The sequence below is a fragment of the Arthrobacter sp. 2762 genome, from assembly GCF_040548745.1.
GTDB lineage: Bacteria > Actinomycetota > Actinomycetes > Actinomycetales > Micrococcaceae > Arthrobacter.
Genome location: NZ_JBEPSI010000011.1, coordinates 129,126 through 142,856 on the forward strand (window position 1 = coordinate 129,126; position 13,731 = coordinate 142,856).

A 13,731-nucleotide genomic window follows, 5' to 3' on the forward strand; every position below is an offset into this window, starting at 1 on the left:
TCCTAGATGTTGAAAGCCGGTTCGATGACCTTGGAGAAGAAACTTCTGGTGCGTTCTTCACGGGGGTTGCCGAAGATTTCCTGGGGCGTGCCGGACTCAACGATCTGGCCCTGGTCCATGAACACCACGGTGTCCGCGACGTCCCGGGCAAAACCCATCTCGTGGGTCACGATGATCAACGTGGTTCCTGACTTGGCGAGTTCGCGGATGACGTCCAAAACCTCGTTGACCAGTTCGGGGTCCAACGCTGAGGTGGGCTCGTCGAAGAGCAGGATCTTGGGGTCCAGTGCCAGTGCCCGCGCAATCGCGACCCGCTGTTGCTGGCCCCCGGAGAGCTGCCGCGGGTAGGCATCGGCCCGGTCCTTCAGGCCCACCCGGTCCAGAAGTTCCAAGCCACGCTTCCTGGCTTCGGCCTTGGATCGCTTCTGAGCGACGATTGGCGCCTCGATGACGTTTTCCAGGGCGGTGAGGTGCGGGAAAAGATTGAAGCTCTGGAACACCATGCCGATGTTGGTGCGCTGCTTGAGGATGTCCTTCTCACGCAGTTCGTGGAGCTTGTTCCCGCGGACGTGGTAGCCCACCAGCTCGTTGTCGATGGTAATGAAGCCGCCATCCACCTTCTCCAGGTGGTTGATGGTGCGCAGCAGTGTGGACTTTCCGGAGCCGGAGGGGCCCACGATCACCGCGACACCGCCTGGCGGCACGGACAAGGAGACACCCTTGAGGACTTCGGCAGTGCCGAAGGACTTTCGGACGTTGGTGATATCGACCTGTCCGCGGGTGGCGGGCTTGTCAGTCGTGGCGGGCTTGTCCCTCAAGGCGGGCTGCGCCGCCGTCGGACTGGCCGAGGCCTCAGCCGGGGCGTCAGCCTGCGTTTCGTCGGCAGCCTGGGCCGCCGTCGTGGTTTCTTTGCGCGCGGCGAGGATGCTCATCGGCTTTCCTTGGTCTGTGAGACTGCAACGTGGGTGGCGAAGAACCTGCGGGCCTTCTGCAATGGAGTGAGCGGCAGGTTCCGCAGGGCACCCTTGGAGAAGTGCCGTTCGATGTAGTACTGGAAGACACTGAGCACTGACGTGATGACGACGTACCAGAGTGTTGCGACCAGCAGCAGCGGCAGAACCTGCTGGGTCCGGTTGTAAATGACCTGGACCGTATAGAAGAGTTCCGAGTACGCCAGGACGTAGACGATCGACGTGCCCTTGACCAGGCCGATGATCTCGTTGAAAGCGTTGGGCAGGATGGCGCGCATGGCCTGTGGCAACACGATCCGTGTGGAGCGCTTCCAGGCGGGAATGCCCAGTGCGGAAGCTGCCTCGAGCTGGCCTTGGTCCACCGAGAGGATGCCGCCACGAATGATCTCTGCGGAGTAGGCGGCCTGGTTGAGGGTCAGGCCCAGCACTGCTGCAGCGAACTGGCTGATCAGCGTGGTGGTCTGGGCTTCGAAGAAGCGAACATCAGTGAAGGGGATGCCCAGGCTGATCTTCTCGTAGAGGTAGCCCAGGTTGTACCAAAGGAGCAGTTGGACCAGCAGGGGCGTGGAACGGAAGATCCAGGAGAACGTCCAGGAAACCGAGACCAGCAGCGGCGACGCGGACAAGCGCATGAGGGCAAGGATGAATCCCAGGACGAATCCCAACACTCCGGAGATCGCCGTGAGCTTGAGCGTCTCCACCAGGCCATTCACCACGGACTGGGCCGTGAACCACTGCGCCACCACTCCCCACTCCCAACGCGGGTTTGTGACAAGCGACCACGCAATGGCTGCGACGCCCGCAGCCACCAGGACAGTACCCACCCATCGCCACGGATGCCGGGCAGGGACCAGTTTGTAGTCGGAGTAATCCGTGGTGGCAGGTGCAGTTTCTGCCGTGGCAGGCGGTGCGATCGCACTCATGCGCCACCTCTTTTCAGATCGGTTGTTGACTATCGGATGGCTGCCAATCTAGGTGCGCACAGGACAGCCAGCAAGGCGGAAATTTGCACTTCTTCACTGGACTTAGCGCGGGTTCACGGGACTTCACGCAACGCCATATGAGTCCGAATTTTGCGCCCGTTAACGCTGGATGACGCGCAGTGAACGGCCGTTACCAGCTCCTCGACCGGGGCGGCATCGCCTCCCTAGATTGGGCTGCACCACTCGATGTATTTTCAGGAGATTCCATGCCGTCACCAGTTCCCGCCATCGCCTTCATCGGCGGCGGCCCGCGCACGGCCGGCGTGCTGGAAAGGCTGGCAGCGAGCCGGCCCGGATTATTCGATGGGCCGCTGCACATTCACATTGTGGAGCCGTACGAGCCGGGCTCCGGGAGGATCTGGCGCTATGACCAGAGCCCGGGCCTGCTGCTGAACTCCACCGCCGCGGACGTCACCATGTTCACCGACGCGTCCGTGGCGTGCGACGGTCCTCCCGTTGACGGCCCCGGTCTGGCCACCTGGGCAGCAGGTGTGCTGGATGGGAGCATCCGCGACGTCCCTGCGCTGGAGCCGCACTTGCTGGCGCAACTCCAGTCCCTCACACCGTCTTCATTTCCCACCCGGCAGCTCCAGAGCAAATACCTCGAATGGTTCTTCCGCCGGTCAGTCGCCGCCCTGGGGCCCGATGTCACCGTGACGGTCCACCGGGACACGGCTACAGCGGTCACGCCGGTTTCCACTTCCGTGGGTACCACAGCCGAGTCCGACGCCGGCGCGCACCGCGTGCGGTTGGCTTCCGGCGCGGAGGTGCTGGCCGACGTCGTGGTTTACGCCCTGGGTCATACCGATTCGTTGCCGGACGACGAGTCCGCCCGCCTCAGCGATTTCGCTGCCCGCCACGGTGGGTTCCATACGCCGCCGTCGTACACAACGGACGTGGACTACTCGGGCATCAAAGCCGGACAGGACGTGATCGTATCCGGCATGGGGCTCGGGTTCGTGGATCTCCTGGTGCTGCTGTTCGAGGGTCGCGGCGGGCGCTTCGAGGAAGCAGCCGACGGCGAACTTAAGTACGTGCCCTCCGGCGCCGAACCGAGCCTCTGGGTAGGTTCACGACGCGGCGTGCCTTACCACTCCAAGATTTCCTCCGTTGTGCGCGGCGAGCCGTTCAGCCGGCCGCGGTACTTCACCGCCGAGGCAGTTGATGCGTTGTTGGCGAAACATCAGGAACTGGACTTCCGCTCACAGCTGTGGCCGTTGATCGCCAAGGATGCCGGCTATGCCTACTATCGGGAGCTCTTCACTGGCTACCCAGCGCGTGTGTCAGGCAACTGGAAGGAATTCGAGGCCCGGTTCGATGCAGTCGACTGGTACAGCACAGCCCGGGAAGAGCTGGTTGCCTTCTCCATCCCTGATGCCGCGCTGCGGCTGGACCTGGAGGCCCTGGACCACCCCCTGAGCGGTTGCGCGTTCGCGGACCATGAGGCGGTGCAGCGTTCGGTGGCCGCGTACATCCAACACGATCTCGCCCTCCGAACCAGCCCGGACCATTCCGAAACGCTCGCGCTCTTCACTGCGTTGTTGTTCGTCTACATGGACCTTGGCCGGCTGGTCCCGCAGGAGCGGCTCAATGCACAGTCGCAACAAGCGATCCACGGCTGGTGGCACGGCTTCTTCAGCTTTGTGGATTCCGGGCCGCCGTCACACCGTCTCCGTGAAATGCTCGCGCTGCACCGCGCCGGGTTCCTGAAGTTCCTGGGGCCGGGAATGTGGGTTCGCACCGACGAATCAACGGGCCGGTTTGTAGCCGGCTCATTCCAGTCACCCGTGGTGGTGGATGCGTCCGCGTACATCGAGGCACGGTTGCCCTCAGCGTCCGTGGAACGTTCGGCGAATCCCGCTTTGGCAGACCTGCACGACGCCGGATGGGGCACCGAGCAGAGGTTGCTCACCTCGGAGGGTCCACACTCCACGGGCAAACTCCTGGTCTCCGGGAATCACCAGGTCCTGTCCCCTGTTGGTACAGCACAGAAGACTTTGTTTGCGGTGGGACCGTGGACGTCCGGTTGGGGCGCGGGAGCGTTTGCCCGCCCCAACACCAATGCGGCACCTTTCCGGGAGAACGATGCCCTGGCCCGGCAGATCCTGACCACCGTTGCTGCTGCCCGCCCAACTGAGTCGCAATTAAGCGCGTTCTGACCGCCCAAAACGCGCTTAATTGCTACCTGCTTGGGCTCCAACTACGAAAGGCCTGACATGACCACAACGCCAACCCTGCCGACGTCGGGCCTTTCCGTCCTCAGCCTGCCCATGCGCGATCCCCGCGTTCGTCCCCTCCTGGACGAACTCGCCGTCGAATATGACACGCGCTACGGGACACTCTTCGGCACCGGGGGTGCTGCGGAGGAACTGAACAGGTACCCGGCCGAGGAATTCGCCGCGCCCCACGGAGCACTGATCATCATTCAGGAAAACGGCGAATCCGTGGCTGGCGGCGCATTCCGGCGCTACGACGAGCACACCGCGGAGCTCAAGAGGATCTGGACCCACTCTGCGCATCGTCGTCGCGGCCTGGCACGGCGGGTGCTCACAGAGTTGGAGAATGAAGCACGACGCCGCGGCTACAGGAAGCTCTACCTCACCACCGGTCCACGCCAGCCCGAGGCCAGGAATCTGTACCTAGCCACGGGCTACAAAGCGCTCTTCGACCTCGCCGCCGACCCCGAGGACATCAAGCATTTGGCCTTCAGCAAGGATCTTGCCCGGCCCAGCTAAGCTATGCGCATGGCCAACAAACCCATCGCAACAACTGCTGAAAAACTTGCCACCATCCAGCAGGGGTACGCCCTGGAGGGTGCCACCATCGAGCTGGGTGCGGCGATCGTCGATGGCGAAATCCACAAGGAGGCCCAGGTCCGGCTCCCCTTGGCCATGATGAACCGCCATGGCCTCGTGGCCGGCGCCACCGGTACTGGCAAAACGGTCACGCTGCACATGATTGCCGAACAGTTGTCGACGGCGGGTGTTCCGGTTTTCCTCGCGGACATCAAGGGAGATCTTTCCGGACTGGCCACGTCGGCAACGGGCAGCGAAAAGTTGAGCGCACGAACTGAAGCCCTCGGGCAGCAGTGGCAGGGAAAGAACTTTCCCGTTGAATTCCTCAGCCTGGGCGGTGACGGCAACGGAATCCCGATCCGCGCCACCATTACCTCGTTCGGGCCCATCCTGCTCTCGCGCATCATGGACCTCAACGACACCCAGGAATCCAGTCTTCAGCTGATCTTCCACTTTGCGGACAAGAACAAGCTGGAACTGATCGACCTCAAAGACCTCCGGGCCGTGATCCAGTTCCTCACCTCGGACGAGGGCAAGGAACAGCTGGAGGACCTTGGCGGACTCTCCAAAGCCACAGCCGGCGTCATCCTGCGGGAACTCGTCACCCTTGAGGCGCAGGGCATGGAGAAGTTCTTTGGCGAACCGGAGTTCGATACCGCCGAGCTCCTCCGCACCGCCCCCGACGGCCGGGGCGTGATCAGCTGCCTTGAGCTGCCCACGCTGCAGACCAAGCCCCTGCTGTTCTCCACGTTCCTCATGTGGCTCCTGGCCGACCTTTTCGAAGACCTCCCCGAGGCCGGCGACCTTGACAAGCCCAAGCTGGTGTTCTTCCTGGACGAGGCGCACCTGCTCTTCAGCGACGCCTCCAAGGCCTTCCTCGAGGCCATCACCACCACGGTCCGGCTCATCCGTTCCAAAGGCGTAGGCATATTCTTCGTCACCCAGACACCCAAGGACGTCCCCGCCGATGTCCTGAGCCAACTCGCCAACCGGGTCCAGCACGCCCTGCGCGCGTTCACCCCGGAGGACGCGAAGGCCCTCAAAGCCACGGTTTCCACATTCCCCGTCAGCGATTACGACCTCGAAGAGACGCTCACCTCCGCCGGCATCGGTGAGGCCGTCATTACCGTGATGAACGAAAAAGGCGCGCCCACACCTGTTGCCCTCACCCGGCTCCGTGCCCCCGAATCCGTGATGGGCCCCAGCGCCGATGACCTGATTCGCAGCACCGTCGCCTCGTCCTCTCTTCTGGTCAAGTACGGGACGGCTGTAGACAACGTGTCCGCCTACGAGAAACTCACTGGCAACGCCGCGCCCTCCACCGGCGCCGCCGCACCGGGACTGCCACCGGTTCCGGCCAGCGCTTCAGGTTCTGGCGCTTCCGGTCCCGGCGCTCCCGGTTCTGGTGCTTCCGGGGGTACGCCCTACGACATCGACGCCGAAGCGCGGCGCATCGAGGAAGAGATCCTTGGCCGCCCGAGTTCCCGTCCGGCCCCTTCGCCGGTTTCGTTTCCGGGGCCGTCCTCGTTCCCTGCGCCGGCGCCCACGCCCAAGCAGGCGCCGCAGCAGTCATCCCAGCAGGACAGTGGCATGTTCGGCGACCTCGCCGGGACACTCGGCGGAGCCTTGGGCGGCGGGCTGAAGAGCATGGTCCGCTCCATGGGGACACAGCTTGGCCGCGACCTCATTCGCGGCGTTTTCGGTACCTCCTCGCGGCGCCGCCGCTAGCCGTTTTTGGCTGTCAAAGCCCGACGGCGGGTGGCGGCAAAGCTTGCTGCCACCCGCCGTCGGGACCTCCAGGAAGGGTCTTCGCAGGTCACGCTGGCGCCCTCATGCACAGCTATCGCTGCCGCGGCAGGTAACGTAAAGGGCGTGCAGTTGAGTCAAGCGATAGTCAGGACCGCAGCCGGATGGCTGCTCGGTCTGATGCTTGCTGCCGCCGGAGCCATCGTCTGCATCAACCTGGTGAGCTCCTCCGTGGCCAGTCCGCAACAGCCTGTCCGGGAGTATTTGGAGGCCTTGCAGAAGGGCGAAGGCGAGCAAGCCCTGGGTCTGTTGCGGGCAAAAGTTCCCAGCGCGAATGCCGCCATGCTCGACGGCACGGCCCTGCAAACTGCTGCCTCCAAACTGTCTGACATCAAACTCGGAAATGCCGAGTCCAGGGGCAGCAACCGTGTTGCCGTTCCCGTGGATTACACCTTGGACGGCAACCGGCTCCACACCGAATTCCTGATGGAGCGCACCGGGACCCAATGGTTGTTCTTCGGTAAATGGGCTTTCGTTCCCACCACGCTGCCCACCATTGAAGTCACCGTCGTCAATTCCAGCGAAGCAGCGCTCAACGGCGTCCCCGTGAACATGCCCAATGGCCGCAACACGTTTGCCGTGTTCTACCCCGGCAAATACGAAGCCAGCCTGAACGGCACCTACTTCGAGGCCCCTGCTGCCTCCGCCCTCGTTTCAAGCCGCGACGGCGGCCAGGCACCCTTGAACCTGCAGACCCGGTCAACCAAGGCCATGAACGAAGCCGTTGCCGGTAAAGTGCGGGAGTTCCTGGATACCTGTGCCGCCCAAGCCACCGAACAGCAGCGCCTCCAACCTGATTGCCCGTTCTACCACGCCAGCAATGCGCGCGTGGTCGACGGAACCATCAAGTGGGAAATTACCGAGTACCCCAAGATCACCATCGAGCCCTTCGGCGGTAAATGGGTTGTAGCACCGCTCAACGGCAAGGCAAGGGTTTCCGCCCGCGAGATCAATTTGTTCACCGGCCTGGTCAACGACCTCAACGTCGAGCACGATTTCAGCTTCACCACCCAGCTGGACACTGACAACAACACCGTGACCGTCACCCCGATGCTGACTTTCTAGGCGCCGCACTGGCCCACCTTTCATCACCTGAGGCGCACGGTCTGTGCTTGCGCCGGCTCCGAGCGGCCCAAAACTGGGCTGGTTACACCAGACGACCCCGGCGAAGGACCTCACGAACGTGCCGCAGCATCGCATCCGGCGTGTGGACCACATCGTCGTAGAAGAACCTCAGCACCAGCAAGCCCTGACGGATCGCCTCGTTGTCCCTCCGACGATCCTTCTTGAACTGACGCGGATTCAGATGGAACGCCAGCCCGTCGATCTCGATGATGAGGAAGCCCTCAAGGAGGAAGTCCACTGTTCCTGCGCCGTCGATCCAGACCTGTGTCTCGGTCCGGATCCCCACATCCCTGAACAGGACTCGCGCCAAGGTCTCGATCAAGGAACCCGGGTCAGTTCAGCAGGCTTAGTCCATGCCGCGGAGATCGAGCACCAGCTCTGATTCACCGTCAGCCTGCAGAATAACCGGGATGCCCCAATCCTGCTGGTACAGGTGGCAGGCCGCGTGGTCCGGAATCTCTCCGTCCGCGGTTTCAGGTCCGTCACACGCGGCCGCACGGGCAGTGATGTGAAGGATGCCCTCGGGCACATCGGGCGACAATTCAATGGTGCGCAACAAACCCACCGACGTCCCGCCGCCGGAGACCAGCAGTTCAGGCGGAGTGGAAGAGACCTTCATCTGCGTGGGGTCGCCCCAGCGGTCATCAAGCTTCTGCCCGGTGGGGGCCTTGAAGCGAACAGCAAGCTCCAGGATTCCAGGTGTCACGGGACTCTTGGGACGGTGGGTCTGAGACGCACCCTCGTCCACCTGCTGGGCTTCCTTGGGGATCGGCACCAAAACCAGTTGATGCTTGTTTGACTCAACCACCACCAGCAGCGGCTCACTGTTGCCGTGGTTAACCACGACGACGTCACTCGGCTCAGCCAGGCCACGTGCCAACGTTGACACGGTCTTCGTCGCGGGATCGTACCGGCGAACGGCACCGTTGTAGGTATCGGCGATCGCTACGGAACCATCCGGCAGTACCGTGACCCCCAAGGGATGCTGAAGGCGTGCCTCAGTGGCGTCGCCATCACGGAATCCGAAGTCGAACAGCCCCTGGCCAACGGCTGTCTCCACCGTCACGCCGGTTTCGTCAAGCACCAAACGTCGCAGAGAGGAAGTCTCCGAGTCCGCCACCCAGATGTTCTCATCGGCATCAATGGCCAGGCCGGACGACTGGGCGAACCAGGCGTCCTCTGCCGCGCCGTCCAACAGTCCCTCCAGGCCCGAGCCCGCCAGGATGGAAACCTCCTTGGTTACGGGATCGAACGCAAAGATCTGGTGCGTTCCCGCCATGGCGATCACAACTCGCTGCAGCTTCGCGCTCCACACCACATCCCACGGGGAGGACAAGGAAACCCCGGTACCGAGGCCAAGCGCCCCGACGTCGATTGCGTCGGCAGCAAAGTCAGCCGGACCGCCGTCGTGGTGTTCGGACCAAGCGCCTGCGCCCGTCTCGGTGACACGGGCAGGGCCGGCATCGAGCAAACGCTGCACACCGTTGCCTGCAACAGTCCGGACATGCCCTGAACTCAACGTCACTCCCCGAAGGCGGTGGTTCACCGTGTCTGCGACCACGGCGTCATAACCGAGCGTGGAAGCGAGCTCCGCCGGAAGAACAGCTATGCCTTGCGGCTCGTTGAACTGGGCCGTGTCCGTCTGGCCGTCCGCATACCCCTTGGTCCCCGAGCCAATAACCCGCTCAACGGTTTTCAGGTCCGGGTGCAGCTCCACCAAGCGGTGGTGCCCGGAGTCGACGACGAGGTAATTGCCGTTGGCCAACTGCGTCGTTTTGCCCGGGAAGCGCAAAGTGCCCGACGTCGGCACTGGAGCAACGTACGGACCGTTGCCCCGGTGAAGGGTCCCCTTTGCTTCGTGCTCAGCAACAAGTTCCTCAAGCAGCACGGCGAGGCCGTCTGCGTGGCCTTCGCCGGAAAGATGCGCCACGATGTAACCCTCCGGATCCACAACCACCAGCGTGGGCCATGCACGGGCTGTGTACGCCTTCCACGTGGCCAGCTCAGGGTCGTCCAGGACCGGGTGATGGATCTCGTAACGTTCCACGGCAGCAGCAAGGGCAACAGGATCGGCTTCGTGCTCGAACTTGGGCGAATGCACGCCGACTGTCACCAGGACATCAGAGTACTTTTCCTCCAGGGGCCGGAGTTCGTCGAGGACGTGCAGGCAGTTGATGCAGCAAAAAGTCCAGAAATCCAGCAGCACGATTTTGCCGCGCAGGGATTCCAAGTCAAGGGACTTACCGCCCGTATTGAGCCAGCCGCGGCCCTCCAGTTCGGAGGCCCGGACCCGGAGTTGGGTGCGTACGGTTTCGCTCATCAGCGTCCTTCCAGCTTCGTGTTTCGTTCGGTCTTGCTGCTTGCTTGGTCAGCGTTTTCCTCTGGGGTGGCGCCTGCCGGGGCGTCACTTGTTCGGGTAGCTTTGGTCGTTCGGGTGGGTTGGGCCGGGCGGCCGGCCAATTTGGCATCGCGGTCAGCGAGCCGGGCAAACATATCGTTGTAAGCACTGAGATCGGCGTCGTTATTCCTGTCGGCCGCCCGGTCCACCCTTCGGGTCTCCCGCTCGTCCGAGCGGGACCACATCACGGCTACGCCGATTGCCACCAGCAAAGTGGGAATCTCACCAATGCCCCAAGCCACAGCGCCGCCCATTTGCTGGTCTGCAATGGCCGAGGCACCCCAGGTCCGGCCCAGGTTGCCGAAGTAGTCAGCAGCCAGCAGGCCAGTACCGCCCATAATGGCCACGCCAAAGAACGCGTGGAACCCCATGGTTGCGAGCAGGAGCAGCAGGCGCATGGGGTACGGCGCCCGGCGCGGCAAAGGATCACTGCCGATCATGCTGAGCACAAAAATGTAGCCGGTCAGCAGGAAGTGCAGATTCATGAGCTCATGCCCGACGTGCTCCCGCATCGCCAGGCCGAAAAGGTCTGAGTAGTAGAACAGCACGATGGATCCCGCGAAGTTCGCAGCGGCGAACAGCGGATGAGTCACCACCTGCGAGAACCGGGATTGGACGAACAGGAGCAGCCACTCCCGCAGACCCCGCGAACCGTGGGCGCCTTCACCCCGGGAAGGGAGTGCACGCAGGGCAAGGGTCACGGGCGAACCCAACACCAGGAAGATCGGTGCCACCATGGTCAGCGCCATGTGATCCACCATGTGGGCAGAAAACAGTACGCGGCCATAGACCGCTGGCGGACCCGAGGTGATGTAGGTGAGAATCACCAGTCCAATCATCCAGTTCACCGTCTTGAACCAGGACCAGCTATCCCCGCGCTTCCGGATCTTGATGATCCCGAGGACGTAGGACACGGCGCCGAATAAGGCGACTCCCACCCACAGCCAGTCAAAACGCCATTCCGTAAGCCAGCGCTCTGGCGTAAGTTCAGGCGGAATCTCATAGCCGGACAGGATGAAGGCTGGCGAGGCGTCCGGTGCGTACGTAGTGGGCTGTGGCGGGGCTGAGCGCCCGAGCGCCACGGCGAGGCCCGACGTCGCGCCCATCACCAGTAGCTCAACCAGAACCAGCTGCCACAGCACCCGGCGGGCAGACATCGAACCGCTCTTCCCCAGCTGAGGTATAACCCACTGGCGATGCATGAAGCCAATGCCACCCAGCACCAGGGTGGCAAGTGCTTTGGCAAGGATGAGCTGGCCATAGGCAGAGCCAAACAGATCGCCCAGGTTCGTCACGCGGATGGCTGCGTTTATCACACCGGACGCAAACACGAGGACGAAAGCAAAGCCTGCCAGGGCCGAGAACCTTCGGAGGGTCGGTTCGGTGATGTCGCTCGTCCCAGACCTCGTGGAACCAGCGAGCAATCCGGAAAGGACCGCGAGAATGATGATGCCTCCCACCCACACGGAGACTCCAACCAGGTGAAGGCCCAGCGAGTTGATGGCGCCTTCGTGATCACTGGAGCTGGAGGAGTGACCGATCAGGGCGGTTGGAATCAGCCCGATCAGGGCAAGCAGCAGCGTAAAAGCGAGGCCAGTCAGCGATCGGACGCCGAAGAGCGCGGTGGTGACCACCGCGGCAATGATAGTGATGGACAGCCAAGCCTTGCCCGTATCTATGTCCGTCATGAAGTACACCAGCGAGCGGGTGAATTCAGCGTCGCCGGAGAGTCCCTGACCCGCGACATCCGCGTAGGTCAATACCAGGACCGCTACGGCGGACAGTGTCCAAGCAGCACCTGCCGCGGCGGCAACGGCAAGGGCGCGTGCAAAAGCCGGATGCTCCGGAGCCTCCAGATCCTTTTCACGGGATCGCGACGCTCTAAGGTTCTTGGGCAGGATGCCGACTGCGAAGATCAGGCCACCAATAACTGTGGCTATGGAAACGTTGTGGACGGCTTTCGCCACCGGCAAGCCCCACCGGACCAACGCTCCGGGGTCCGAGACCTGGCGGGCAGAAGATGCACCGGAGAAGATGAGGGCCGCAGCCAAAGTCAGGAAGAGCACCGCCAGTCCAGCAAGCTGCCATGGGAGGGAAATGCCCACGACGGCATTGCCTCCCCGCGCTCCCGGCTTGGGAACAGGCGATGGGGCAGTTGCGGAGCTTCTTGCTGATGGCACCTATCCATTGTCCGTTACGTGTGGCTGGGCTGCGAATCGGGAACCATTTGGGGAGGAGAAGTGGGCACGGGCGAGAGGATGCCGCCTTGGTGTTCGGGACAAGTGATTGCTTAACGGCAAAAGGGGCGGCAACCAGTTGGTTGCCGCCCCTTTCAGGCGTTCGCCGAAGTGGAATTACTTCTTCTTGGCGACAGCAGCCTTCAGCTTGGAGCCTGCGGTCAGCTTAACGCTGTGGCCAGCGGCGATCTGGATGGTTTCGCCCGTCTGGGGGTTGCGGCCGGTGCGTGCTGCACGGTCGGTGCGCTCAACTGCGAGCCAGCCCGGGATGGTGATCTTCTCGCCAGCGGCAACAGAAGTCTCGAAAACTTCGAACAGTGCATCGAGCACGGAGTTGACGGCTGCCTGGCTCGTGCCAGCCTTGCCTGCTACCTCTGCAACGAGTTCACTACGGTTCTTAGCCATTTACGTCCTCCTGGACTAATACGTTTTTTGAGCTTTCAAGCGGAATGCGAGCAAGCCACTGCTCGAAAACTTACCAGCTTGCACCGGCTTGGCCAGCAAATTCCGCGTGTTTCCGCGCTTTTTTGACCAAAATCACCGGTTTTTCAGGGTTTTTGGGGCTGTGGACCGCACATGGCGTACCCTTCGGCGTTGAATAGGCCTCCAGCCACGCGTACGAAATCACGACGCCGACAGCAACCGGCGGGAGTTGCAGGCGGCTAGCCATCCCGGCTTCAGAGCATCCAACCGCCGTGGATCAGAAGAGAATTCGCTGATACAGGACATGGTCCTGCCACTCGCCTGCTATGTGGAGATACGACGGCGCCATGCCGATCCGCTCAAAGCCGGACCGTTTGAGGACCGCCTGCGAGGCTGCGTTATGCGTCAGGGTTGCGGCTTGGATACGGTGGAGTCCCAGATCGTCGCTCGCCATGGAGAGAACCGCCGCCACCGAAGAAGTGGCAATACCCTTGCCGGCGAACGCTTGGTCGACCCAATAACCCAGGTTGGCGTTCATGAACGGTCCGCGGACTATGCCAGTCAAAGTAATCATGCCTATGACATCCCCATCATGGAGAACTACCCACGGCACCTCGGTACCTGCGGCATATTGGTTCAGTTTGCTCCGAACAACGGCCTCTTGCCCCGCCTTGGTATAGAACGCCGCGCTGCGCCGTGGTTCCCATGGGGCGAGGTGCTCTGCGTTCCGGGTATACGCGGCCGCCAAAGGCCCGACGTCGGACAGGGACAAAGTCCGAAGGTGGACTTTCCCGTTCGCGGGGTTCCCAGACGGGACATCGAAAGTTCGGGTCAGGGTCATCCTGCGACTCTAGCGTCTTTGATTGTCTCGTTAATGTGGGAGACCCCCCGTCCCGGTGTGGGTTGGGGGGTCTCGACCTAATGTGTGTCCGGCGGTGTCCTACTCTCCCACACCCTCCCGGGTGCAGTACCATCGGCGCTGTGGGTCTTAGC

General features: G+C 62.6%; 11 protein-coding genes. 4 read left to right on the forward strand and 7 right to left on the reverse strand.

Annotated features, from left to right (window positions below):
* Positions 1–2: 2 nt before the first annotated feature.
* Both ABIE18_RS19195 and ABIE18_RS19200 read right to left on the reverse strand, forming a co-directional pair.
* Complete coding sequence (locus tag ABIE18_RS19195) at positions 3–932, reverse strand: amino acid ABC transporter ATP-binding protein (RefSeq protein ID WP_499724169.1); 930 nt, start codon at positions 930–932, stop codon at positions 3–5.
* On the reverse strand, positions 929–1,894 hold the full coding sequence (locus ABIE18_RS19200) for an amino acid ABC transporter permease (RefSeq protein WP_477514067.1): 966 nt from the start codon (positions 1,892–1,894) through the stop codon (positions 929–931). The genes ABIE18_RS19195 and ABIE18_RS19200 overlap by 4 nt, the downstream gene beginning before the upstream one ends.
* A 266-nt stretch (positions 1,895–2,160) precedes the next feature.
* On the opposite strand from ABIE18_RS19200, the gene ABIE18_RS19205 reads away from it, so the two are divergent.
* The 4 genes from ABIE18_RS19205 to ABIE18_RS19220 all read left to right on the forward strand — a co-directional run bounded on the left by ABIE18_RS19205 (position 2,161) and on the right by ABIE18_RS19220 (position 7,620).
* Positions 2,161–4,113 (forward strand): FAD/NAD(P)-binding protein, encoded by a 1,953-nt coding sequence (locus ABIE18_RS19205; RefSeq protein WP_499724170.1) that lies wholly within the window; start codon positions 2,161–2,163, stop codon positions 4,111–4,113.
* A gap of 57 nt (positions 4,114–4,170) precedes the next feature.
* On the forward strand, positions 4,171–4,689 hold the full coding sequence (locus ABIE18_RS19210) for a GNAT family N-acetyltransferase (RefSeq protein WP_498698534.1): 519 nt from the start codon (positions 4,171–4,173) through the stop codon (positions 4,687–4,689).
* Positions 4,690–4,692: 3 nt separating this feature from the next.
* Complete coding sequence (locus ABIE18_RS19215; RefSeq protein ID WP_499724171.1) at positions 4,693–6,477, forward strand: helicase HerA-like domain-containing protein; 1,785 nt, start codon at positions 4,693–4,695, stop codon at positions 6,475–6,477.
* A 114-nt stretch (positions 6,478–6,591) separates the two neighbouring features.
* On the forward strand, positions 6,592–7,620 hold the full coding sequence (locus tag ABIE18_RS19220; protein WP_499724185.1) for a hypothetical protein: 1,029 nt from the start codon (positions 6,592–6,594) through the stop codon (positions 7,618–7,620).
* Positions 7,621–7,702: 82 nt separating this feature from the next.
* Here the strand turns inward: ABIE18_RS19220 and ABIE18_RS19225 are convergent, their stop codons facing one another.
* The 5 genes from ABIE18_RS19225 to ABIE18_RS19245 form a co-directional block, all read right to left on the reverse strand.
* Positions 7,703–8,002, reverse strand: a complete 300-nt coding sequence (locus tag ABIE18_RS19225; RefSeq protein WP_499724172.1) for an endonuclease domain-containing protein — start codon at positions 8,000–8,002, stop codon at positions 7,703–7,705.
* A 24-nt stretch (positions 8,003–8,026) separates the two neighbouring features.
* Positions 8,027–10,000 (reverse strand): NHL domain-containing thioredoxin family protein, encoded by a 1,974-nt coding sequence (locus ABIE18_RS19230; protein ID WP_499724173.1) that lies wholly within the window; start codon positions 9,998–10,000, stop codon positions 8,027–8,029.
* Positions 10,000–12,258, reverse strand: a complete 2,259-nt coding sequence (locus tag ABIE18_RS19235) for a bifunctional copper resistance protein CopD/cytochrome c oxidase assembly protein (RefSeq protein WP_499724174.1) — start codon at positions 12,256–12,258, stop codon at positions 10,000–10,002. The genes ABIE18_RS19230 and ABIE18_RS19235 overlap by 1 nt, the downstream gene beginning before the upstream one ends.
* A 174-nt stretch (positions 12,259–12,432) precedes the next feature.
* Positions 12,433–12,720, reverse strand: coding sequence for an HU family DNA-binding protein (locus tag ABIE18_RS19240; RefSeq protein ID WP_011776355.1), 288 nt, complete (start codon positions 12,718–12,720; stop codon positions 12,433–12,435).
* Between the two features lie 295 nt (positions 12,721–13,015).
* The gene (locus ABIE18_RS19245) at positions 13,016–13,579 is read right to left on the reverse strand and encodes a GNAT family N-acetyltransferase (protein WP_499724175.1); all 564 of its coding nucleotides are present in this window, start codon (positions 13,577–13,579) and stop codon (positions 13,016–13,018) included.
* Between the last annotated feature and the right edge of the window lie 152 nt (positions 13,580–13,731).

Bases quoted from the DNA above. Each gene is read 5' to 3' on its own strand.
- ABIE18_RS19215 (WP_499724171.1), top strand. From the start codon at position 4,693: ATGCGCATGGCCAACAAACCCATCGCAACAACTGCTGAAAAACTTGCC.
- ABIE18_RS19205 (WP_499724170.1), top strand. From the start codon at position 2,161: ATGCCGTCACCAGTTCCCGCCATCGCCTTCATCGGCGGCGGCCCGCGC.
- ABIE18_RS19210 (WP_498698534.1), top strand. From the start codon at position 4,171: ATGACCACAACGCCAACCCTGCCGACGTCGGGCCTTTCCGTCCTCAGC.
- ABIE18_RS19240 (WP_011776355.1), bottom strand. From the start codon at position 12,720: ATGGCTAAGAACCGTAGTGAACTCGTTGCAGAGGTAGCAGGCAAGGCT.
- ABIE18_RS19245 (WP_499724175.1), bottom strand. From the start codon at position 13,579: ATGACCCTGACCCGAACTTTCGATGTCCCGTCTGGGAACCCCGCGAAC.
- ABIE18_RS19195 (WP_499724169.1), bottom strand. From the start codon at position 932: ATGAGCATCCTCGCCGCGCGCAAAGAAACCACGACGGCGGCCCAGGCT.
- ABIE18_RS19230 (WP_499724173.1), bottom strand. From the start codon at position 10,000: ATGAGCGAAACCGTACGCACCCAACTCCGGGTCCGGGCCTCCGAACTG.
- ABIE18_RS19200 (WP_477514067.1), bottom strand. From the start codon at position 1,894: ATGAGTGCGATCGCACCGCCTGCCACGGCAGAAACTGCACCTGCCACC.